The sequence below is a fragment of the Mucilaginibacter arboris genome (genome assembly GCF_009754915.1).
GTDB classification, from domain to species: Bacteria; Bacteroidota; Bacteroidia; order Sphingobacteriales; family Sphingobacteriaceae; genus Mucilaginibacter_A; species Mucilaginibacter_A arboris.
Window position 1 is genome coordinate 1 of sequence record NZ_WPIK01000019.1, and the last position, 20,256, is coordinate 20,256.

Sequence of the window (20,256 nt, forward strand, 5' to 3'; positions counted from 1 at the left end):
CTATTTAAAAACAGTAAAACCATTGCTTTTTAATTGAATTAAAATGGAAAATGAATTGCAGGTTTTCTTATCAGCCTGATCTTGCTTATCTTCCCTCGAAATATCTACCGATGAAAAAACTGACTTTTGCCTTGCTGTTAAGCCTTGCTTCTTTTACCGCTATAAAAGCACAAAACCCCTCTTTTGTAACCGATAGTTTGAACAGTTATGTACAACAGGGCATGAAAGACTGGAATTTGCCGGGACTGGCGATAGCGATTATAAAAGATGGAAAAATAGTAGTAATGAAAGGTTTTGGTGTTCGGGATGTTAAAACCAAAGAACCTGTTGATGAAAATACTTTGTTCCTGATTGCAAGTAACAGTAAACTGTTTACAGCAACAGCTTTATCGCAATTGGACTATGATAAAAAGTTGTCTTTGGATGATAAGGTCACCAAGTATTTCCCGGATTATAAATTGTACGATCCAAATACAACGGCTTTGGTTACGATCAAAGATTTGCTTTCGCATCATTTAGGTACAAAAACGTTTCAGGGCGATTTTACTTTCTGGAACAGTAATCTTTCGCGTGAGCAAATCATGGGAAAGATGAAGTTGCTGCAACCATCGCAACAGTTCAGACAGAGTTTTGGCTACTGCAACAGTTGCTTTTTAACGGCAGGCGAGGTGATACCGAAAGTTACCGGAAAACAATGGGAAACTTATATTCAGGATAGTTTGCTTACACCATTAAACATGACTAACACTTACACATTAGGAAAAGGTGCAGCGCAACGAAAAGATATTTCCAAACCTTACAGTACTGTTTTTACCGGCAAATTATCTGAATTGCCTTATGATTTGGTTGACAACCTTGCACCCGCAGGAAGTTTGGTAAGCAATGTAAAAGATCTGTCTAAATGGATAATGATGCAATTGGATAGCGGCCGTTATCAAGGAAAAAGAATTTTACCGTGGGAAGTATTGCAAAAAACAAGGCAAATGAATACAATTATCTCAAGCGAAAAATCCACTATTTATCCAAGTCATTATACCGGTTATGGTTTGGGAATCTTTCAAAGAGATTATAATGGAAGGCAGGTTTTTTATCATACTGGCGGCGCAGATGGTTTTGTAACGAATACTTGTTTTGTGCCCGAAGAAAAGCTGGGTATTGTAATTTTAACCAACAACGATAACCAGGAGTTTTTTGAAGCATTGCGTTACCAAATTCTGGATGCTTATTTAGGTGTTCCTTATATAAACAGAAGTAAACAAGTTTTACGTGCTTTTGCGCCCCAATTTGCAGAAAGCGTAAAAAAGGTAAATACAATGCAGGCACGGGTTAAAGGCAACGCACCAGCTTTGCCTTTAAAAAACTATACCGGCACTTATGTGAATGAACTTTACGGACCAATTACCATTACCCAGAATGGAAAAGATTTGCAAGTTAACTTTAACGGACATGCAACTTTAAAAGCAAAACTTCAATATATGGACAACAACGAATGGTTGCTCACTTACAACAATCCGGCTTTTGGTATTTTCCCTTTAAAGTTTAAAACTGAACAGGATAAAGTAATTTCAACTTCTATTAAAGTGAATGATTTTTTAGAGTATGATCCTTATACTTTTGTAAAACAGGGATAAACCCTCAATTACTAACAACAGGAGCCTTTTTTATATATTCTTTGTTGTCAAGCTGTTGAATAAGCAGAACTGCCAGGTCTTCTCTTGTCAGAGAAAATAATTTTACTTTTCCATCGCCTGTGTAACCAATATTTATTTTTCCGGTTGCAGGTTTACTACTTAACATCGGCAAGCGTAACAATGTCCAATCGAGCCGACTTTGCGTTATATTTTCCCCCAAAGTTATGATGTCGTTATAAACATCTTTCATCAGGTTTTGTACCATAAAAACAGCTATGTTAAAACTAAGCTGGAACTTATCATGACTATCTTTGGAAGATGGCGTTGCCGTAGCAATCAGTCTTTTTACGGCATGTTTTTCCATTGCTGTAATAATATTTTTGATGCCGACAGATATAGCTTGTCCTTTTGTTTTGCCTGTCGGTCCTAAAACACTTATAACAGCATCTGCATCTTTAACTGCGGCTTCAATTTTATCCGCTTCATCCAATTCACCTTTTACTACTGTCAGTTTTTCGTTTTGAAAAGCTATTTTAGAAGGCGTTCTTGCAAAAGCCGTTACCGAATGTCCTTCGGCTAATGCTTTCTTTATTACCAAAAGTCCTGTCTCGCCGGACCCGCCAAAAATTGTAATGCGCATTATTAAAATTATTTTTTTAGTTATACTACAGCTTTATATGTAACAGGTAGAAAAATGCTCCTGTCGCGCAAAAAAGCAGAAATCCAAACCAAAACTATTGGCGTTAAAGCATTTAAAGGGGTTCCGTGAGAAATTTCTGTTGCCATAGCTCCTGCAAAATAGCAAGACAGCAATATAAAACCAATCTTCATTGTTTTTGGGTAAAGGAACAAGGCTGTAAATACAATTTCCATCAAACCAAAAAGTATAATATACTTACCAACACCTACTTTAGTAAGGAAACTTTGTACATTACTATTGCCGGTTAATTTCATAATCCCACTGTAAGTAACCAGCAGTGCAGCAATAGCTGTTATAACTATGGTAATAATTCTTTTTGCTTTCATTTCTAATTGAATTTTAACATCCAAAAAAAAGCTATTTTTGCTATATATTTTATAGCACTATCTTTTCAGATAGTGGATTTTTAATCCGATGAAGCGAAAATGAATGTTATTGAAGAGAAAAAAGAGCGGACACACCAGGAATGCACCCTGCTTTTGCCTGCTGTGAGAGATGCGTTGGAAGTTTTAAATGGCAGATGGAAACTGCCGATTATTATTTCCTTGTCATTTGGTGTAAAACGCTTTAAGCAAATATCTAAAGAATTAAATGGCATTACAGATAAAATGCTATCAAAAGAATTAAAAGATTTGGAAGTAAACCACCTTATCAAACGTACTGTTCATGATTCGTTTCCACCAACGGTAGAATATTCTATTACTGAACATGGACAATCCTTAGAAAAAGTAATCATCGAATTGCGAAATTGGGGAGTAGAACATCGCAGAAAAATTATCGATGAATTTAACCAATAGCGCTGTTCATACGGTTCTTTATATTTTTTAAAATTATCCAGAATTAATTGCCGGCCGTTTCTATGAATTTCTATCGGATGTGCAGTTTCTACTTCAAAATTTTTCTGTAACTTTTGTTTCATTTCCTTTGTTAGAAAAATAAATCTTGCATTTTGGCAAACCCTTGTTATCGGAACCCTCTTTTCTTCAGGCAATTTTGTTTTTAATTTGGGCCTTGACCAAACATTTCTATCAATTTTTTTAGTCCGTCGGGTGAGTGCATAAATTCCGTGTTGTCCAATGTTTCCTTCCCTATTTCGGCAAATCTTGCAAACATCTGTTTTTCGTAATGCGCTATTGCAGATTTTAAATCAGTAAACTTTTCATTGGTTAAACTTTCGCTTAATTGCAAAGCATCAAGCATTGCCATATTTACACCTTCGCCAGCATAGGGAGGCATCCAATGAGCTGCATCGCCTATAAGTGTGATGTTTGTTTTGGCTTCCCATTTTTGATCTAAAGGCATGCAATATTGAGGCCTGGGGATGAATATTGTGTTTTCAACTTCAAATAATTCGAGCCAAATGCTATCCCAATTGGAGTATTCTTTTTTAAACCATTCCAAAACTTGGTTACTGTTTTTAAAATCAATACCACTGTCTGTAACCCAGTTGGTATCAACTTTCCAGCCAGTATAAAAGTCCAAACTACCATCGCCTTTGGCACTTACAGATATTGTTTTTGAATCGCCCAATCCCATGATTTTTCCACCTTGTAATAAGTCGTGGATCTTTGGTGCGTTTTTTTCAGAATCATAAATATTGCCTTCTAATACGGTAACGCCTGAATAAAAAGGCTTGATCGGTGTAACGAACGGACGAATTTTGGATTTAGCGCCGTCTGCTCCAATTACAATATCGGCAATAACAGTGTTGCCGTTTTCAAAAATTATTTTCCAAGTGTTGTCAATGCTTTCAAGAGAAACCATATGACTGTCCCAAACAACGGTATCAGGCTGTAAAGAATCTAATAAAATATTTCTTAATGGGCCACGGTCAATTTCGGGCCTAAACCATTCATCTCCAAAATGGCCGTTAGGTTCTTCGTTATGTTCATCAAAGAAAATTTTTGCATTTTCATCAACAACACGGACCCGGTCAGCATCAGGTCTATAATTTGCTTTGAAGGCATCCATCAAACCTGCTTCTTCAAGTGCCTTTAATCCCGATTCAGTATGCAAGTCAAGTGTTCCGCCCTGTTTCCTTACATCTCTATTGAGATCTCTTTCATACACTTTTACATTTGCTCCTTTGAGTTGTAAAAGCCGTGCAAGTGTAAGCCCGCCCGGCCCACCGCCAATGATGGCTATTTTTTTATTTTGAAGTAAATTCATTTTACCTTGTTTTTTAATTACAATGCAAAATTACTTTTTGGGCAAAGCTAATAATTGTACAAATCGGTCATTTTTGTTTTTATTTAATTCTTTGGGTGTTAGGCCTGAATGTTTTTTGATGGCCTTAATAAAATGCGCTTGGTCTGCAAAATTTTGTTCGGGAAAAAATTTACCTTTTTTGATTTGTGGCAACGTTGCATAAAACCTTAAAATGGTGCAATACTCTTTTAATGAAATTCCTATATATTGATTAAAATATCGATTGATTTGCCTGCTTGTCCAAAACGATTTTGCTGATAATTCTTTAACTGTCATTGAACCGTTTGATAAATAAATGTATTCAAATAACCTGCGTTTTTTATCGTCTACTTTTTTCCCTTTGAGTATGTTGAGTATTTTTTCAGAAACTTTGTTTGCAAAATTTTCAAAGTTGTTCAGGTCATTGATGCTAATATCCCAAAAGTTATCAGGCAATTGTAATGGATTATTTAGTTGATAAGCGATAGAAGTTTCAAGAATATATTTAACGGCAAGTAGTTTAAAGCTGACGGCAAAAATGATAGTTTTCGCAGAAAATATTATTTGCGAAGCGTGTATATCCAAGTCCATAAGCATTGCATTGAAAGGCTCCGTATCAGAATAAGAAAAAAGCACATCAACTCTTCCATCAGGCAAAGTGGCAATATCCTTATCATTGTCTGAATTATTGACAAGCATCCAAAAACTTTCTACAAAGTTGGAAAGTGTTGCGTTAGGCTTGATTATTTTTAATTGTATGTCGTTCGTCAAATGTAGTTATTTCAAGTTTGCAGGATGTCTTGTTAGGGTTGCCGATAACGTTCCGGTCCTGTCGAAGAACGGGAATTTGAAATCCGTTAGCCCGGACCAAAGTTAAATTAATGTTTAATTGTTGATGCTTCTTTTACCAGCTAAATTTTGTTCCTTCTGCTAAAACAAAAGCTGATGTTGAAACTGTCGGCCAGTTTTTTTGCCAAATCCATATTAGCGGTCCGCTGTTCTTCTTCATCTGTCTATTCAGTTAAAAATGTCAATACATAATTTGTTATTTCTTTACGCTCATTATTATTGGCTTTATTGTCCATATTGTTATAAGTTGTATTTGGCAGCTTAATAATTGTTATCCCTATTTAAATATATGGAAATATTGAGATGCACATACCAGTAAAATTGCATTAAGTTTATTGAGAAAAGGCAGGCTTAGAACAAAATTTTACAAAAGGTTTAGTCTAAAAAACTATATATTTTCTGGTTAAACTACTGCAATTGTAAATGCTCTATCCATCATAAATCTTTAAAAAACTAAATTTATGAAAACGCTTAAAGTTACAATGTTAGTTGTTATATCTGCCTTAAGTTTTAACCTTACTGATTCAGCCTTTGCACAAGATCGCGGCAACCGTCAAAATCAAAACGGAAGTTATACCAATCAAAGAAATACAAGTGCTGCAAATCAGCAACAAGGCAACAGCAATCAAAATACACAATATTCAAACAGTCAAAATCAAGGCAGCCAAAATTATCAGGGACAAGGTTCTGGCAGGGGAAACAATAATCAATCTTACCAAAACCAGGGAAACCAAAACTATCAGGGCCAGAATATGCCAAACCGTGGTAGCCAGAATTACCAGAACCAAAGTAGGAATTATGCCGACAGAGATTTCCGTGACCGTGATTTTAGAGGACGCGACAGGGATTTTGGTTACGGACGCGGCTGGGACAGAAGAGACAGGAACCGTTATGACCATGATTACCGGGACCGTGGCTACCATAACTGGTAAATTAAGCAAAAGCCTCACTAATTTAGTGAGGCTTTTTTATGAAAACTGTTTTGGTAAAACACGTATTAAAATGGAAAAAACTTTTTGTATTTGTGCGGGTTTTAAAATTACCTGAAATAAATGCAGAATAATTAATATGGTAAATAGTGCCCTGACAGAAGAAAGCAGACGAATAGAGATGTTGTTGTTAAAAAATGAAGAAAATAGTAATAAAAAAAGAGTGTTTGCCGATAGAAAAAGGACTAATATTTTAAGCGCGCCGGAAGAAAGAACAATTTTTTACCTGGTAAAAAAAGTACCGGGTTTTATTACTTCTAACATGCTTACCGGCATTGGTATTGCAGGCAGCGTAATTGTTTTAATTGGTTTTATCCTGGCTAATTATGTAGATCGAAGTTTTCTTTTATTAGGCGTTATTGGTTTGGTTATCAATTGGTTGGGTGATTCTTTAGACGGACGGATTGCTTATTACCGCAACCAGCCACGCAAATGGTTCGGTTTTTCTTTGGATATTATTATGGATTGGATTGGCACCGTATTAATCGGATTAGGTTATCTGGTTTACTCTCAGAACGAATATGAATTATTAGCTTTTATTTTTGTGGTTTTGTATGGATGGGCGATGATCATCTCTCAACTTCGTTATAAAATTACCGATAACTATACGATTGATTCAGGTTTGTTTGGCCCAACAGAAGTCCGCATATTAATTGCGCTGATTCTTGTTCTGGAAGTTGCCTTTCCGGATTCCATCAAGGTTTGTGGTTTAGTAATGTGCCTCGCACTTTTCATTATCGATCTAATAGATACCAACAAGCTTTTAAAATTGGGCGATATGCGCGACCAGGCAGAAATGGCTGCTAAAAGAAGCATTTAAATGGCTTACAAAAAGCCTGTTTTTATTTTTGCCAAAGCACAGGTTTCGGCTTTTATAGGTGGTGTTACAGATTATTTAGTAATGATAGCCTGTACCGAATTACTACATGTCCATTACACCATTTCTATTGTGATAAGCGGGTTAATTGGTGCAGTTGTTAACTTTTCGATCAACCGTTCCTGGGCTTTTCGCGCTCATCAGTCTAATCAATCTCCCATCACTTCTCAATTAAGTAAATTTATGCTAATGCTTGCAGGAAGTATTTTTTTGAAAGCCGCAGGAACTTATTTGCTAACACAAGGCTTACATCTTGATTACCGCATCAGCCGGATTATTATTGATATTATTGTTTCGCTTGGTTTCAACTTTATCCTGCAAAACTTCTGGGTGTTTAAAATGCAGCCTGCAACTAACGCAAGAAGAAGCTGATGCGCTCCTCACCTAAAATATCTGCTATATTTGCAGCTTATGGAAGCTATTCAAATTTCCGGGATTTTTAAAAATGCTATTTGTCGTGCTAAACCGTTAAGCGAAAACCTGTACAGCATTACGAAGGATACTGTTTTTATAGGTAAAATTTTAAAAGAAAACGGCGGCTGGAACCTGGAAGAAGTTGCCGGGGAAGATTTAACTGCGGAAAATGTACAGCTAATTGGGGCTTATATCGATAAAAAACGCAGGTAAATTAATTGTGATTATAGCTTATTGTTAATAGGCTATAAAGTTTCTTGCACATTTTTTACCGGTAAAAGAAGCATCATCATTTATTGAGCAGTTTTTCTTCTTAACAAATAATTACGCGGACTATTTAGCGGATCGTTGTAATTAATTACTTCCCAACCCTTACTGGCCATATAATTTAAGGCATCAATTTCATTGTCAAAAGTTTTAAGTTTTGCAATTAGCTTGTTAATTTCTTCGTCGGACAAGGCGCTTGTACTGCTATCATGCCCAAAATCAGTACCGATAGCATAGCCAGACCTGAAAGAACGTGTTAATACAAAAATTCTGCAATAAGCATCATGCGGTTTAACCCGGGCAGAATCTGTTTGTGCAAAACAAGCAGCAGGCAGCAGCCAGAACAGGAAAAGTAGTTTTTTCATTAAAATAAGGTGTTGTTTTTAAATCCATAAACTTAATCCTGGTAAAATTATTTTTTGCAGGATAAAAAATTCCTGGTTTTAACTTATAAGATGAGCAGCTTGTAAAGTTTAAATGCATATTGATGAGCCTTTCTTCTTTCAGGCCCAGCCGTTCTTTAGGGTAGGAACTTCGGATAATTATTAAAAAACCATAGAGGTAATAAGATAAATTTTATGCCGGTAAAAACAGCATCCGGCTTTTAATAGTAATATCCGTATCAATCTGTTTTGTTTTGATATGGAAATCAGTAGTCGGTTTTATGAAGTAAACGGAATATATTTACACGCGGCAGTTGCTGGCCCGCCAAAAGGAAAAGTCATTTTATTTCTGCACGGCTTTCCTGAGTTTTCATTAGGCTGGAAAAAGCAATTGCTGTTTTTTGCAGAAAAAGGCTATTATGCAATAGCGCCAGACCAGCGCGGATACAACTTCAGCAGTAAACCAAAAGGCGTTAAAGCTTACCGGATAGAAAATTTAGTGGCCGATGTTGTAGAACTAATCCAACAATTATCAACCCAAAAAGTAATTTTAGTGGGACATGATTGGGGCGGGGCTGTTGCGTGGGAAGTTGCAGGTAGATATCCGGAGCTGATCGAAAAACTCATCATCCTGAACATGCCGCATTTAAAAGTAATGCGCGATACGTTGAAGCGTAATTTTCGGCAACTGCTAAAAAGCTGGTACACTGGTTTCTTCCAGGTCCCGTTTTTGCCCGAGTGGTTCAGCAGTTTGTTCAATTACAAAATATTGGAACAAAGCATGGTCCGGTCGGCTAATAAAAAAACATTTTCAAATCAGGAACTGGCGCAATATAAATCCGCCTGGCGCAATCCGGGCGCATTAAAAGCGATGATCAACTGGTACAGGGCTTATAAATACAGCAAACCTGCTTTAAAAAAGATCAGCATTCCAACACTTATTCTTTGGGGGAAAAAAGACAAGTTCCTGTTGCCGCAAATGGCAGAAAAAAGTAACCTGCTTTGTGCAAGAGGAAAACTGATTATGCTTGAAGATGCCACGCACTGGCTTCATCATGAAAAAGCAGCTAAAGTAAATCGGCTCATTTTAAATTTTCTGTTTTAAAGTATTTTTGGCCGCAAAGATTTTTTGCCCGTAAAAGAAGCATCGGCAACAGGTGCTAAGGATTAATATTGCCAAAACCTCATTAACTAAAATAATGAGATATATTAGTAACGATTTTAAAAATATAATAAAAGGAAAATGGGAAAACCTGGTAAGCTCATCTATAAAAAAGATAAGGGCTGACCGTAGCTTTCATTTTAATTGAAAAACACATATACTGATGAAAATAAAAAAAGCAGTAATTACCGCTGCCGCCCGTGGCGAACGCTTGTACCCGGTTGCGGATACGATACAAAAAGCCATGCTGCCCGTAATTGATACAGATGGTTTGTACAAGCCTGCCATTCAGATTATTGCTGAAGAAGCTTTTGCCAGCAGTATTGAAGAAATTTGTATTGTTTGTGCGCCCGGCGATCCGGACCTGTATATAAATGCTTTTACTTCGCTGCGCGATAACCTGCTTAAATCTTTTAAAAGTGTTGATTGGGCAAAGCAACAAGCAGAAAAAATAACTGATTTATTAAGTCGCCTTCACTTTGCAGAGCAAAAAGAAGCATTAGGCTACGGACATGCTGTTTATTGTGCACGCGAATTTGTTGGAAACGAACCTTTTTTGTTACTGTTAGGCGATTATTTATATGTATCTGCTTTAAAAGCAAAACGTTGCGCAACTCAGTTAATTGAACTGGCTGTGCAGGAAGATTGTCCGGTTTCGGCAGTAACTTCTATTATCGAACATCAAATCAACCGTTACGGAACCTTGACCGGAAAGCATGTTCACGAGCAACCAGGCGTTTACCAGATTGAAAAGATCATCGAAAAACCATCATTAAGTACAGCAGAACTGGAATTGCAAACTCCGGGACAACGGGCAGGATATTATTTGTGTTTATTTGGGATGCACGTTTTTACATCCAAAGTTTTCGATCTGCTTCAAAAATATATCGATAAAAACAGCACGAATATCATGCTGACACCGGTTTTACAGGAATTGGCTGAGAGCGAAAAATATTTAGCACTGGAAGTAAAAGGAAAACGCTACGACCTAAGCAAAAAACACGGTTTGCTACGTGCACAAATTGCTTTAGGTTTGGCAGGAGAAGCGCATGATGAAACCTTAACAACTTTGGTTGAATCGCTTACGGAAGCGCAAGGCCGGCAATTAACATAAGCTAACAACCGTAAGAAAAGCAACATGAATGTTTTTATAGAAACAATTACCTCTGCGGATGTCAGCAAAAGGAACCGTTCTTTTTTCGAAATCAGCAGGCAATTACCATCCAAAGAACTTTTACAATTATTGCGCGAACTGGACGGGTTCCGCAAAACCACACCAAGTTTATACGATAAAGTTCGTGCCATCCAATTTTTATATGCTGGTTTTCGTTTTTTTCTTTCTGAGAGCAAAGAAATATCACAAACCGGAAAAATCCCTTATAATGGATTTGAAGATTTATTAGCGAGAAGGTTTGAACAAGCGATAACCGTTTTTTTAGCAGAACTGGATAAAAATGGGCCAAATGCAACTTTATTTAGCGCTTTGGCCGAAAGTTATCACCAGCTGTCTTTCCAAACATTGGCTAATCAGGTGCGCAAAAGCGTTCGTTCCAGCAAAGGAAATCAATGGATGTTTCGTGTAGGACATCAGGAAGAACATCCGATACATATTCATCCAGCTTTGCTGCAACGTTCGGAAAACTCTCTTTTTTATCCGGTTTTGCACGAAAATACTTCCGTTCGGATGGATTTAACACATAGTGGCTGGTCGGATATTTTCTTTTTAGGAATGGATTATCCCGAAGGAGCACGCGTAGTAAACTTGTCTATCGATTTAGGTGTTTTTGGTCGTGATGCAGCTATTAATCCGCCTTTGCACACTTATTTCCGCGTTATTCCAGAGCCGGTTCTGCGCTTAACCAGTATCGACTTAAATGTTACCAAAGATGTAACCGATCTGGCCGATCTGTTCAATTTTGGTAATGATTATTTAAGTTTGATTAAAGCTGGTGTAATTGCTTCCGGCTTAATTCCGCCTTCTTTTGAAGGGACAAACCAGTCTTTACCAGAAATCCTGACGAGAATTGTTGCGCCGGGAATGGGCGTAGAACTGGTTACGAGAGTAAACGATATACCAAAAGGCTCGCGTTTTGCAGTTTCTACCAATTTATTGGGTTCTATCATCAGTTTGCTGATGCGGGCAACCGGACAAACGAAAAACCTGGAAGGCGGACTGGAAGAAAGCGAGCGCCGTTTGGTGGCTTCACGCGCAATTTTGGGCGAATGGATTGGTGGTTCTGGCGGTGGATGGCAAGATTCTGGTGGCGTATGGCCGGGGATCAAAGCGATCCAGGGAACTTTTGCACAGGAAGGCGACCCCGAATTTGGTATCAGCAGGGGAACATTGTTACCACGTCATAGAGTTTTGCAAGGCGAAGAAGCACATCCGGAAGCAGCAGAAAGGATTATGAAATCATTGGTTTTGATGCACGGCGGCATGGCTTCCAACGTTGGTCCGATCCTGGAAATGGTAAGCGAGAAATATTTGCTCCGCGGAGAAAAAGAATGGAACGCGCGCCAGCAAACCAACCGGATCTACGATCAAATTTTAAACGCCATTAAAACCGGCGACATCAAAAGTTTGGGTGCAAGTACGGCAAGCAACTGGGAAGGCCCGATCAAAACCATCATTCCCTGGGCAAGTACTTTTTTTACCGAGCAAATTATCGCGAAAGCAAAAAAACAGTTTGGAGAAGATTATTACGGCTTTTTGATGCTTGGTGGTATGTCTGGCGGCGGCATGGGCATGTTTGTTAACCCCGAAAAATATGAAGATTACAAGTTGAAAGTGCTTGAAATCCTTCAGGAAACCAAAAAAGAACTTTCCAGTTCACTGCCTTTTGCCATGGAACCTGTGGTTTATAACTGGAGCATTAATAATCGCGGCAGCTGGAGCAATTTGTTAAAAGGAAACAAAGCGTTGATGCCGGAACAGTATTATGGCATCCAGGTTTCGGGTTTGGTAAAGCAGGACCCGGCTTCGGTTTCTTATATCCGCCGTGCCGAAATTGATTTTTTCACCACTTATTGCGAGAAGAACAATCTCGCTTATCCGCTGCTGCGGACCATTATCAGCAATTTATTTAAAGTTTCTGATCCTTCTTCACAAGGAAACCGAAATGTTGAGAATGAAAAAGCAGATTTCATCAAAAAAGAAAATGGCTTTGACTATATCCAGCATGAAGAAATTCGTGAAGAAATGCAAAAAGGATTGATTGGTTTATCAAGAAATCGTTTACCTGCCGAAACTTTAATTGAAGATGTACAGCCGAACGATGTAACTGATCTTGAAAAAGTTGCTGTAAAAGAAGCAGGTGAGGAAGCAATCAAAGCCGGAAAAGTTGCCGTAATGAGCCTGGCTGCCGGAATCGGAAGTCGCTGGACGAAAGGCGCAGGTGTGATAAAAGCTATCAATCCATTTGTGGAGATGGAAAGCGAGCACCGAAGTTTCCTGGAGATCCATCTGGCAAAAACACGGAAAGTTGCAGAAAAATATCAAACTTCTATTCCGCATATTGTTGCTACGAGTTACCTCACCCATGAACCCATCCGCAAGCAACTCGAACTGACGCAAAATTTTGGCAATCAAGGAAGTGTTTACTTATCGCCGGGAAGATCAATCGGACAACGTTTTGTGCCAATGGCACGGGATTTAAGTTTTTTGTGGGAAGAAACGCCGCAGGAAACTTTAGATGAAAACAAGCAGAAAGTACGCGATGCCGTGCGCCAAAGCATGATCGGCTGGGCAAAAGCAAAAGGCGAAGGTTCTGATTATACCGATAATATTGCTGCACAGCGTTTTTCGCCGCTTGGCCACTGGTACGAAGTTTCTAATTTGTTACGTAATGGAACACTTGCAAAAATGTTAGCCGAACATCCGCAGTTAGAAACCATCATGCTGCATAATATTGATACGCTTGGCGCTGATATCGATCCGCATGCGTTAAGTACCCATTTAGGTTCTGGTAATGTGCTCACTTTTGAAATGATCCCGAGACGGATTGAGGATCGTGGAGGAGGTTTAGCACGTGTAAACGGAAGCTTACGCTTGCTCGAAGGTTTGGCACAGCCGAGGGAAGAAGATGAGTTGAACTTGAGTTATTACAATTCCAACACAACCTGGATTCAGATTGATTCATTATTAAAATTGTTTGGTTTAACGCGTGAAGATCTGCAAAAAGGCGATGAAGCACAATTAGCCAAAGCGGTAAGAAGTGTTGCTGCCCGAATTCCAACTTATGTAACCATTAAAGATGTAAAATACCGTTGGGGACATGGACAGGAAGATATTTATCCCGTTGCACAAATTGAAAAATTATGGACGGATATGACCGCTTTAACCGATCTGAAATGCGGTTATTTAGTTGTTCCCCGTTACCGTGGACAACAAATGAAAGACCCGGCGCAGTTGGATGCCTGGGTTACGGATGGCAGCAAGGATTATGTTGAATCGTTGTGTGTGTTTGATAAATAGTTGATGCTGTTTTTATCGGTATAAAATTTAAATTTAGATCTCTCATAAAACATTTTTTAAATTATGTCAACAACAATTCATCGCGGCAGGTCAACAAGTGGCAGCGACATCCTTTATACTTTTGATGGTAAAAGTATTTTTAAAGGTAAATCAACAAGTGGTAGTGATACCCTTTATACTTTTGATGGAAAACATATTTACAAAGGCAGGTCAACAAGTGGCAGCGATATAATTTTAACAACTGACGGGAAATCAATTTACAAAGGACGATCAACAAGTGGCAGTGATGTTTTATATACGTACGATGGAAAGACTTTATTTAAAGGTAAATCTACGAATGGTAGTGATGCTCTTTATACTATTCAAGGTTTGATTCCCGTAGGATTATTGGCAATACTAATTTGAAATATATGCGTGAAATTGTACTAAAAGTTGTTGAATCAGACGAATTTGCACACAGGCTTAATTACATTAACAGAAACTACTCCAACTTAAAACAAGAGAATCTGATACGAAATGCTGTGCTAGAGTTATTGAACGAAAAGTTTTTAGATAATTCAAATAAGGCGTTTGCGGAACATCCACGCGAAAAAGGAAGTAAGATTGATTTATCTATAGTAAATGATGCTGAGAAGGACAGACCATATTCAATAGAATTTAAGTTTCAGTACACAAACGATTATAAGCAGTTTGCTGATTACAATCATTTCATAGAAAAGGATTTTCAGCGATCTATATATAAAAAACAATGTGATATGTTTATTCTAATTATTTCTTCTTGGGATAAAGACAATAAAAAAGACTACGATGGTAAATGGGGTATTAAAGAAGAGCATTCCTTATCAAGATTTCTTTCTTCAAATGAAAATTGGAAAACAAATGTTGGTAATCTGTTTTCAAACTATTCTAATGTCACTTTAGATATAAAAGAAATAACAGTTGAGGAACCTTATTCCACAAATTATAATTTATACATAATGAGTAGGGATTAAAATTTATACCGATAAAAGAAGTATCAGTTTTTTTGTTGATGCTTCTTTTATCACCCAAAAATTACAACAACAAAGCTTTAAAAGATTCTTTGGCATAATCGCCCCAATCCTTTAAAGCCGCTTGTAAAGTAGTACGCAACTGTTTACTATTTACCGGTTTTCCTTTTGTTGGTGCGTTGAGGTTTTTGGGGTCGACTGCAACTTCATTTACTTTGGTAGCAAACCAAGTGATGTTTTCGTGCGGTAAGGCAACGCCCAAAATCATGCCGGGCAAACCGGCAAAAGATTCTGGCCCGCCCGAAACTGCAATTTCATTAGTATAAAAAGCAACCACATAAATAGAATCCAGCACAATGGCGTTTGCCCTGCGGCAGGTATAGCCGACAATTTCGCGGGTTTCATCCGTAATTTTCCAGTTGATGTTGCGGATGCTGTCTTTCACCAAAAATGTTTCTTCAAATACTTTTTTTTGACTAATAAAAGTTCCCGTTCCTAAATCTGTGCGCGTAATATTGTTCTGCGTGGTTTGTGCGCCGCTGAAAAATCCCGACGACATGGTTTCATCTGCATCAGGTTTAAACATGGTTTTATTCCCCGAAAAATACAGTGTGCTTTTCAACTTTTTAAACTGCGGCTGCGTTTTTTTATACTGATCAAAAGCCTGCTGCATATAGCTTTCATTGTCTTTGTTGATCTGCTTTTTTATCATCGCAAACATGTTGATGGTTTTCTCAAATTCGATAGAACCAACTGTGGTAAAATGCGTGTTTTGCGCTTGCATTTGGCTGTAAACAAACAGGCAAACAGCTGTCAGGATAACTTTTTTCATCATTTTATTTTTGAGGGGCACCGCCCATTTTACTAAAATCATACACAATTGAAAACATAAAATACCTGCGGATAGTGGTATAAGTGCTTTGGGTAAGCAATGTGCTTGTTGCGCTTCGGTTAAAACCAACATTCTGGTTCAGCAAATCATTTCCGCTAATCATCAGCTTTAAACTTTCATCCTTAAAAAAAGCTTTGCTTAGGCTGGCATTGATAATTAAACGCTGAAAATCCTGGTTAAAAGAAGCTGTTTTGCCTTGATAAGTATATTGCTGGTCGGTACTGATCCTGAATTTTTTAGGCAGATAAATACCAAAATCGCCGTTGGCATTAAAACCTGTCCCGTTATTATTGATAGCTGTTAATAATGAAGACTGGCTTCTGGTATAAGTTGGGCCGGCAGACAACGAAACCTCGTACTTTTTTTCTTTGTATTTAGAAAGCCTGGCGCTAACAGCATAAGTATAGGATTGCGTTTTGTTAAGCACGCCGTTGGTATAGCTGTAGTAAGTATTTCCGTTGGCATTACCGTTTAATCCGGCATCTATATCTAATTTTTTGATCTTTTGATAATATCCGCCATAAAAATAAAAATTAGCCGTTTGTTTTCCGCGGAGATTGATGGATTGATAAGTGCTTTTTCCGGCAGAATCCGTCATGGTATTGCTGATAATTGCGTTGGAAGTGGTTGAGTATCCTAAACTTGTATAAATGGATTGCCCGCTGATAATTTTATAAGAATTATAGTACATATTGAAACGATTGGTAAAAGACGGCTTCAAATCAGGATTGCCAATAGTAATGTTAAGCGGATCGGTGTTTACGCGTACCGGCTGGATCTGATCTAAATTCGGTTGGGTATTATTGCCGTTATAATCCATATGGATAGAACGCTGGGCAGAAAACCGGTACTGATAACTGGCCTGCGGGTTGTAATTAATAAAGTTTCTTTTAAGCTCATTTTGGGTGTAAAGGTCGGTTTGGTCAAAATTTACAGCCGCTATTTTTGTTCCGAAGTTAAAGATGGTCTTGTTTTTTTTATAGTTAAAAACAGCACCGGCCTGGTTGCTCGTTTGGTTGAGTTTATAATTACTGCTTAGCGTATTATCCACGCGGTCATATTCTCCGGGCAAAGATTGATTGTATGATAATCGGTTGATGCTGCTGTTGTTTAAAATAAAACGATAGTTTCCGGTTAGCGTAACCGTTTTTGTCAGCGGCTCAGAAAAAGTAAAGTTCGAATTAAAAACGCTGCTTTGCAGGTCGGTGGTTTTATACTGGTTAATGCGCTGTGTACTGTCCAACCGGCCCAAATTATTGTAGTAATCAATCTCCGTATTCAGATAACCTTTTGTATTGCTCTGATCGAGCGCTTCAGTAAAATTTGCCGAAAACGTGCGGCCTTTTTTCTTAAATTTTTTGGTGTAAAAAAGGCTCGCGTTCAAAATTTTCTCGTCGCCATCGTTAGTCAAAATGCGGTTGCTCCGGTTTAGCAAAGTATCGTTTCCGCGCTGGCTGGTTGCCAGATAATTATTTCGGGTTTTATTGCTTTTGATGGTGCCGTCAATTGTTATTTTTAAGGTTGAAGTGGTATCCAGCTTGATGGAATAGGCAGCATCCAGCTTCTGCCTGAAAATAGAATTATTAAAATCCTGTGCTGTGTTACTTTTGATTAATCCGGTGGGCAAGGTATTCTGGCTTAAATTATCACGGTTACCTTTTACATTTAAAAATCCGGTTTTATAATTGGTGTTGATGCTTTCTTTATCACCATTAAATTTATTATCAAAATGCAAACCGCCGGTTCTGGCTACCGGGATACCCTGCCCGTTGTACCTGCCATCAAAAGAATCCAAATCGTCTCCGCCGCTAATATAAATGCTCACGCTGCCATCATCACCAATTTCGGTATTCGCGTTGGATGCGCCGTATTTATTGCTGTCTTCCCAGCCCAAACCCGTTTTGCCGGTATTGGCTAAAGTTCCGTAAGCCGAAAGCTTCTTTTTGCCCCAAAATTTATTGAACAAAAGTTGTTCCTGGTAATATTTATCAGTTGCTGCACCGGCATCAATTTTACCAAAATAGCCGTTCTTTTTATCTTCTTTTAATTTAATGTTGATGGTTTTCGTTTTTTTGCCATCGTCCACACCAGTAAATGCAGCCTGGTCGCTGCTTTTATCGTATAACTGCACTTTATCAACCATATCGCTGCGAATGTTTTTGGTAACCAAGGTTGGGTCATCGCCAAAAAATTCTTCTCCATCTACCAGAACCTTGTTTACGACTTGGCCCTGTGCCGTTATTTTTCCGTCTTTATCAACCTGGATGCCGGGCAATTGCTTTAGTAAATCTTCCACTTTAGCGTTTGGCTGAACTTTAAAGCTACTGGCATCAAACTCTGTAGTATCGCCTTTTATTTTGATGGCTGCCCTGGTGCCTTTAATAATTACGCCGGCCAGCAAACGTGCTTTTAGCAGCATTGAAATCCGCTTAAAATCATGTTCTTTGTTGAGGGAATCTAACGAAAAATTTTCCACATAATCGGCATAATTAGGGTAGGAGACCAGTAAAATAAACTTGCCCTTATTTAACCCGACGATATTAAAAGTTCCGTCTTCGGCAGCCCGTGTAAATTTGCGTAATGTAGAATCCTTTGCATTTAAAACTACAACAGTAGTATTATACAGCTTTACATTGGCTACCGTATCGGCAACGCTGCCTTTAATACGGTAACTATTTTGTGCCAGCAAAAACTGTGAAGCGAAACAAATAAATAAAGTAAGTATTATGCCTTTCATACGCAGAGGTTTATGGGCATCAATATATAACTAAACTTTTAATTATACTTTAGTTAGAAGAAAATATTTAGCTTTTTAACTATTTTTAACAAACTGCTTTATACTAAAATTGCAGATGCTGTTTTTATCCTGATTTTATACCGGTAAAAGAAGCATCAGCTTGTATAACCCCGAACCACTAATAAGATCAAACTATCATGCGCAATACCTAAGGTTTTGCCTGGCGTAATATCCAGATAAAGTTTTAGGTATCCATCCATAATTCCTTTCATTACTTTGATTATATTTTCCTTTTCATCCGGAAACATTTCTTCCATCGGTTCTACAAAATGCATTTGTCCTTTTGCATCAACCTGAACTGCAAAAGTGTGGTAAAAGTCTGCATAAGCTTGATGGATCGTAATACTGTATTCAGGATAAAACAACGTTTCGGGGATGTAGTAACTATCCAGATCTTTAGCCTTTACCTTTGCATTGGTAACTGCAACATTTGTGCTTTTACTTTTTAATGTAACCGGTTGCTGTGCTGCAAATATTTTTTTGGGATTATGCGAAGAGGCGATTGCCAGAGCCCGGATATAAGCCGTATCTTTTTTGGTGGTTCCTTGCAGTGTTTTAGCTTTTTTATGCAATATGTTTTTAAGATAATCCTCCGCATAAAAAGTAACGTAAACGTTTGAGTTTTTCCAGCTGATGACCTTGTTTTTTACCGAAAGCACCTGGAAAAAAAGGCTGTCTTTGTTGATTTTCCTGGCTTTAAACCAGGCGCCGCCCATGTTAAAAATGGAATCGTGGTCTAAAGTTACCGGCAGTTCGTAGTAACGTTTTTTAATATCACTGTACAAATTAACAACCGTATCAGATACAAAGTATAATTTCCAGGATGGTTTTAACTGATAACCTTGCGCATTAAAAGAAACGCCGTTATCAAAACGGCGGTAAACTTCTGTAAAACGGATCCCTGAAATAGTTTTGAAAGAAGTTTTAGTCCTGGCTATCCGTTGTTCGTTGGATTCTTCGGCTGCTGGCGAATGTTTTTCATTAACTTTTTGTTTACATGAGAAAATGGTAAACACAATAAAATTCAGTATAAAAAAGGAAAAATACTTCATATAAAAATAGTACCGATAAAAACAGCAGGACAAATCAAACTTTGCTTAATTTTTTGTTTTAATTTTTTTTAATAAACGCCAGCTCTTATCAAAATAATAATTAATTTGCTTAAAAATCAATTTAAAAAGTATGAAAAAGTCCCTTTTGTTATTGCTTGTTTCAACCCTGGCATTTACCCTCTCATTTGCACAAACAAAAAAAGACGGCACACCTGATAAAAGGTATAAGGCCAACATGACGGTTAAACAAAAACCAATTCCTACTACCAAGTCTGGTAAGCCTGACATGCGTTACAAAATAAACAAAAAGGCAAAACAGTAGATAGAAAAAGCGGTCTTTGTACCGCTTTTTTGTTTTAAAGTACTTCATTTTTTGGATTTTATCCAACCTTCTCCTTCTATCCTGATTCCTTCTAATACTTTTTCTGTTAAAAATGCTACCTGTAATGATGCTTTTTAAAAAACTAACTTCGAAAAAGTATAATGCCTAATTATAAGAATTATAAAAATTACTTGCATGAATATTTTAATTTGATATTAAAATGAATGCAAAGTTAACTATACAAAGGTTTTTCTTCTTCTTAATTACAAAT

The 20,256-nt window shown here is 37.7% G+C and carries 20 protein-coding genes; 12 read left to right on the forward strand and 8 right to left on the reverse strand.

What is annotated here, in order from left to right; genetic code table 11:
• The first annotated feature begins 110 nt into the window (after nt 1-110).
• Nucleotides 111-1,631: a serine hydrolase gene (locus GO621_RS16620; RefSeq protein WP_157569107.1), complete on the forward strand. Its 1,521-nt coding sequence runs from the start codon at nt 111-113 to the stop codon at nt 1,629-1,631.
• A gap of 4 nt (nt 1,632-1,635) precedes the next feature.
• Here GO621_RS16620 and GO621_RS16625 read toward each other — a convergent pair whose 3' ends face one another.
• Nucleotides 1,636-2,271 carry an NAD(P)-dependent oxidoreductase gene (locus GO621_RS16625; protein WP_157569109.1) on the reverse strand — a complete coding sequence of 212 codons (636 nt, stop codon included), beginning with the start codon at nt 2,269-2,271 and terminating at the stop codon, nt 1,636-1,638.
• Nucleotides 2,272-2,291: 20 nt separating this feature from the next.
• Nucleotides 2,292-2,657 carry a DoxX family protein gene (locus GO621_RS16630; RefSeq protein ID WP_157569111.1) on the reverse strand — a complete coding sequence of 122 codons (366 nt, stop codon included), beginning with the start codon at nt 2,655-2,657 and terminating at the stop codon, nt 2,292-2,294.
• Nucleotides 2,658-2,756: 99 nt separating this feature from the next.
• Between GO621_RS16630 and GO621_RS16635 the strand changes: the two genes are divergently transcribed.
• A complete protein-coding gene (locus tag GO621_RS16635) occupies nt 2,757-3,128 on the forward strand; it encodes a winged helix-turn-helix transcriptional regulator (protein ID WP_157569113.1) in 372 nt (123 codons plus the stop codon).
• 202 nt (nt 3,129-3,330) lie between these two features.
• Here GO621_RS16635 and GO621_RS16640 read toward each other — a convergent pair whose 3' ends face one another.
• Nucleotides 3,331-4,500 carry an FAD-dependent oxidoreductase gene (locus GO621_RS16640; RefSeq protein WP_157569115.1) on the reverse strand — a complete coding sequence of 390 codons (1,170 nt, stop codon included), beginning with the start codon at nt 4,498-4,500 and terminating at the stop codon, nt 3,331-3,333.
• A gap of 30 nt (nt 4,501-4,530) precedes the next feature.
• Entirely contained in the window at nt 4,531-5,289 is a 759-nt protein-coding gene (locus GO621_RS16645; protein ID WP_157569117.1) for a helix-turn-helix domain-containing protein, read from the reverse strand.
• A gap of 539 nt (nt 5,290-5,828) precedes the next feature.
• On the opposite strand from GO621_RS16645, the gene GO621_RS16650 reads away from it, so the two are divergent.
• From GO621_RS16650 to GO621_RS16665, 4 genes are all read left to right on the forward strand, one after another.
• Nucleotides 5,829-6,299, forward strand: a complete 471-nt coding sequence (locus GO621_RS16650; RefSeq protein WP_157569119.1) for a hypothetical protein — start codon at nt 5,829-5,831, stop codon at nt 6,297-6,299.
• A gap of 136 nt (nt 6,300-6,435) precedes the next feature.
• Nucleotides 6,436-7,176 (forward strand): CDP-alcohol phosphatidyltransferase family protein, encoded by a 741-nt coding sequence (locus GO621_RS16655; protein ID WP_232335690.1) that lies wholly within the window; start codon nt 6,436-6,438, stop codon nt 7,174-7,176.
• Nucleotides 7,177-7,605: a GtrA family protein gene (locus GO621_RS16660; RefSeq protein ID WP_157569121.1), complete on the forward strand. Its 429-nt coding sequence runs from the start codon at nt 7,177-7,179 to the stop codon at nt 7,603-7,605. It abuts the gene before it with no gap.
• A 39-nt stretch (nt 7,606-7,644) separates the two neighbouring features.
• Nucleotides 7,645-7,860 carry a hypothetical protein gene (locus GO621_RS16665; protein WP_157569123.1) on the forward strand — a complete coding sequence of 72 codons (216 nt, stop codon included), beginning with the start codon at nt 7,645-7,647 and terminating at the stop codon, nt 7,858-7,860.
• An 80-nt stretch (nt 7,861-7,940) separates the two neighbouring features.
• Here GO621_RS16665 and GO621_RS16670 read toward each other — a convergent pair whose 3' ends face one another.
• Nucleotides 7,941-8,279 carry a hypothetical protein gene (locus GO621_RS16670; RefSeq protein WP_157569124.1) on the reverse strand — a complete coding sequence of 113 codons (339 nt, stop codon included), beginning with the start codon at nt 8,277-8,279 and terminating at the stop codon, nt 7,941-7,943.
• A gap of 277 nt (nt 8,280-8,556) precedes the next feature.
• On the opposite strand from GO621_RS16670, the gene GO621_RS16675 reads away from it, so the two are divergent.
• From GO621_RS16675 to GO621_RS16695, 5 genes are all read left to right on the forward strand, one after another.
• On the forward strand, nt 8,557-9,402 hold the full coding sequence (locus GO621_RS16675; RefSeq protein ID WP_157569126.1) for an alpha/beta fold hydrolase: 846 nt from the start codon (nt 8,557-8,559) through the stop codon (nt 9,400-9,402).
• A gap of 220 nt (nt 9,403-9,622) precedes the next feature.
• A complete protein-coding gene (locus GO621_RS16680) occupies nt 9,623-10,573 on the forward strand; it encodes a UTP--glucose-1-phosphate uridylyltransferase (protein ID WP_157569128.1) in 951 nt (316 codons plus the stop codon).
• Nucleotides 10,574-10,597: 24 nt separating this feature from the next.
• Nucleotides 10,598-13,933: a UTP--glucose-1-phosphate uridylyltransferase gene (locus tag GO621_RS16685; RefSeq protein WP_157569131.1), complete on the forward strand. Its 3,336-nt coding sequence runs from the start codon at nt 10,598-10,600 to the stop codon at nt 13,931-13,933.
• A 63-nt stretch (nt 13,934-13,996) separates the two neighbouring features.
• A complete protein-coding gene (locus GO621_RS16690) occupies nt 13,997-14,338 on the forward strand; it encodes a hypothetical protein (RefSeq protein ID WP_157569133.1) in 342 nt (113 codons plus the stop codon).
• A 5-nt stretch (nt 14,339-14,343) separates the two neighbouring features.
• Nucleotides 14,344-14,925 carry a PD-(D/E)XK nuclease family protein gene (locus GO621_RS16695; RefSeq protein WP_157569135.1) on the forward strand — a complete coding sequence of 194 codons (582 nt, stop codon included), beginning with the start codon at nt 14,344-14,346 and terminating at the stop codon, nt 14,923-14,925.
• A 61-nt stretch (nt 14,926-14,986) separates the two neighbouring features.
• Here GO621_RS16695 and GO621_RS16700 read toward each other — a convergent pair whose 3' ends face one another.
• From GO621_RS16700 to GO621_RS16710, 3 genes are all read right to left on the reverse strand, one after another.
• The gene (locus tag GO621_RS16700; RefSeq protein WP_157569137.1) at nt 14,987-15,757 is read right to left on the reverse strand and encodes a GLPGLI family protein; all 771 of its coding nucleotides are present in this window, start codon (nt 15,755-15,757) and stop codon (nt 14,987-14,989) included.
• 1 nt (nt 15,758) lies between these two features.
• Nucleotides 15,759-18,551, reverse strand: coding sequence for an outer membrane beta-barrel family protein (locus tag GO621_RS16705; protein ID WP_157569139.1), 2,793 nt, complete (start codon nt 18,549-18,551; stop codon nt 15,759-15,761).
• 155 nt (nt 18,552-18,706) lie between these two features.
• Nucleotides 18,707-19,663 (reverse strand): hypothetical protein, encoded by a 957-nt coding sequence (locus tag GO621_RS16710; protein ID WP_157569141.1) that lies wholly within the window; start codon nt 19,661-19,663, stop codon nt 18,707-18,709.
• A 130-nt stretch (nt 19,664-19,793) separates the two neighbouring features.
• On the opposite strand from GO621_RS16710, the gene GO621_RS16715 reads away from it, so the two are divergent.
• Nucleotides 19,794-19,985 carry a hypothetical protein gene (locus GO621_RS16715; RefSeq protein ID WP_157569143.1) on the forward strand — a complete coding sequence of 64 codons (192 nt, stop codon included), beginning with the start codon at nt 19,794-19,796 and terminating at the stop codon, nt 19,983-19,985.
• Nucleotides 19,986-20,256 lie beyond the last annotated feature (271 nt).

Coding starts and splice junctions, on each gene's coding strand:
- GO621_RS16620 (WP_157569107.1), top strand. CDS start 111: ATGAAAAAACTGACTTTTGCCTTGCTGTTAAGCCTTGCTTCTTTTACC.
- GO621_RS16625 (WP_157569109.1), bottom strand. CDS start 2,271: ATGCGCATTACAATTTTTGGCGGGTCCGGCGAGACAGGACTTTTGGTA.
- GO621_RS16630 (WP_157569111.1), bottom strand. CDS start 2,657: ATGAAAGCAAAAAGAATTATTACCATAGTTATAACAGCTATTGCTGCA.
- GO621_RS16635 (WP_157569113.1), top strand. CDS start 2,757: ATGAATGTTATTGAAGAGAAAAAAGAGCGGACACACCAGGAATGCACC.
- GO621_RS16640 (WP_157569115.1), bottom strand. CDS start 4,500: ATGAATTTACTTCAAAATAAAAAAATAGCCATCATTGGCGGTGGGCCG.
- GO621_RS16650 (WP_157569119.1), top strand. CDS start 5,829: ATGAAAACGCTTAAAGTTACAATGTTAGTTGTTATATCTGCCTTAAGT.
- GO621_RS16655 (WP_232335690.1), top strand. CDS start 6,436: ATGGTAAATAGTGCCCTGACAGAAGAAAGCAGACGAATAGAGATGTTG.
- GO621_RS16660 (WP_157569121.1), top strand. CDS start 7,177: ATGGCTTACAAAAAGCCTGTTTTTATTTTTGCCAAAGCACAGGTTTCG.
- GO621_RS16665 (WP_157569123.1), top strand. CDS start 7,645: ATGGAAGCTATTCAAATTTCCGGGATTTTTAAAAATGCTATTTGTCGT.
- GO621_RS16670 (WP_157569124.1), bottom strand. CDS start 8,279: ATGAAAAAACTACTTTTCCTGTTCTGGCTGCTGCCTGCTGCTTGTTTT.
- GO621_RS16675 (WP_157569126.1), top strand. CDS start 8,557: ATGGAAATCAGTAGTCGGTTTTATGAAGTAAACGGAATATATTTACAC.
- GO621_RS16680 (WP_157569128.1), top strand. CDS start 9,623: ATGAAAATAAAAAAAGCAGTAATTACCGCTGCCGCCCGTGGCGAACGC.
- GO621_RS16685 (WP_157569131.1), top strand. CDS start 10,598: ATGAATGTTTTTATAGAAACAATTACCTCTGCGGATGTCAGCAAAAGG.
- GO621_RS16690 (WP_157569133.1), top strand. CDS start 13,997: ATGTCAACAACAATTCATCGCGGCAGGTCAACAAGTGGCAGCGACATC.
- GO621_RS16695 (WP_157569135.1), top strand. CDS start 14,344: ATGCGTGAAATTGTACTAAAAGTTGTTGAATCAGACGAATTTGCACAC.
- GO621_RS16700 (WP_157569137.1), bottom strand. CDS start 15,757: ATGATGAAAAAAGTTATCCTGACAGCTGTTTGCCTGTTTGTTTACAGC.
- GO621_RS16705 (WP_157569139.1), bottom strand. CDS start 18,551: ATGAAAGGCATAATACTTACTTTATTTATTTGTTTCGCTTCACAGTTT.
- GO621_RS16710 (WP_157569141.1), bottom strand. CDS start 19,663: ATGAAGTATTTTTCCTTTTTTATACTGAATTTTATTGTGTTTACCATT.
- GO621_RS16715 (WP_157569143.1), top strand. CDS start 19,794: ATGAAAAAGTCCCTTTTGTTATTGCTTGTTTCAACCCTGGCATTTACC.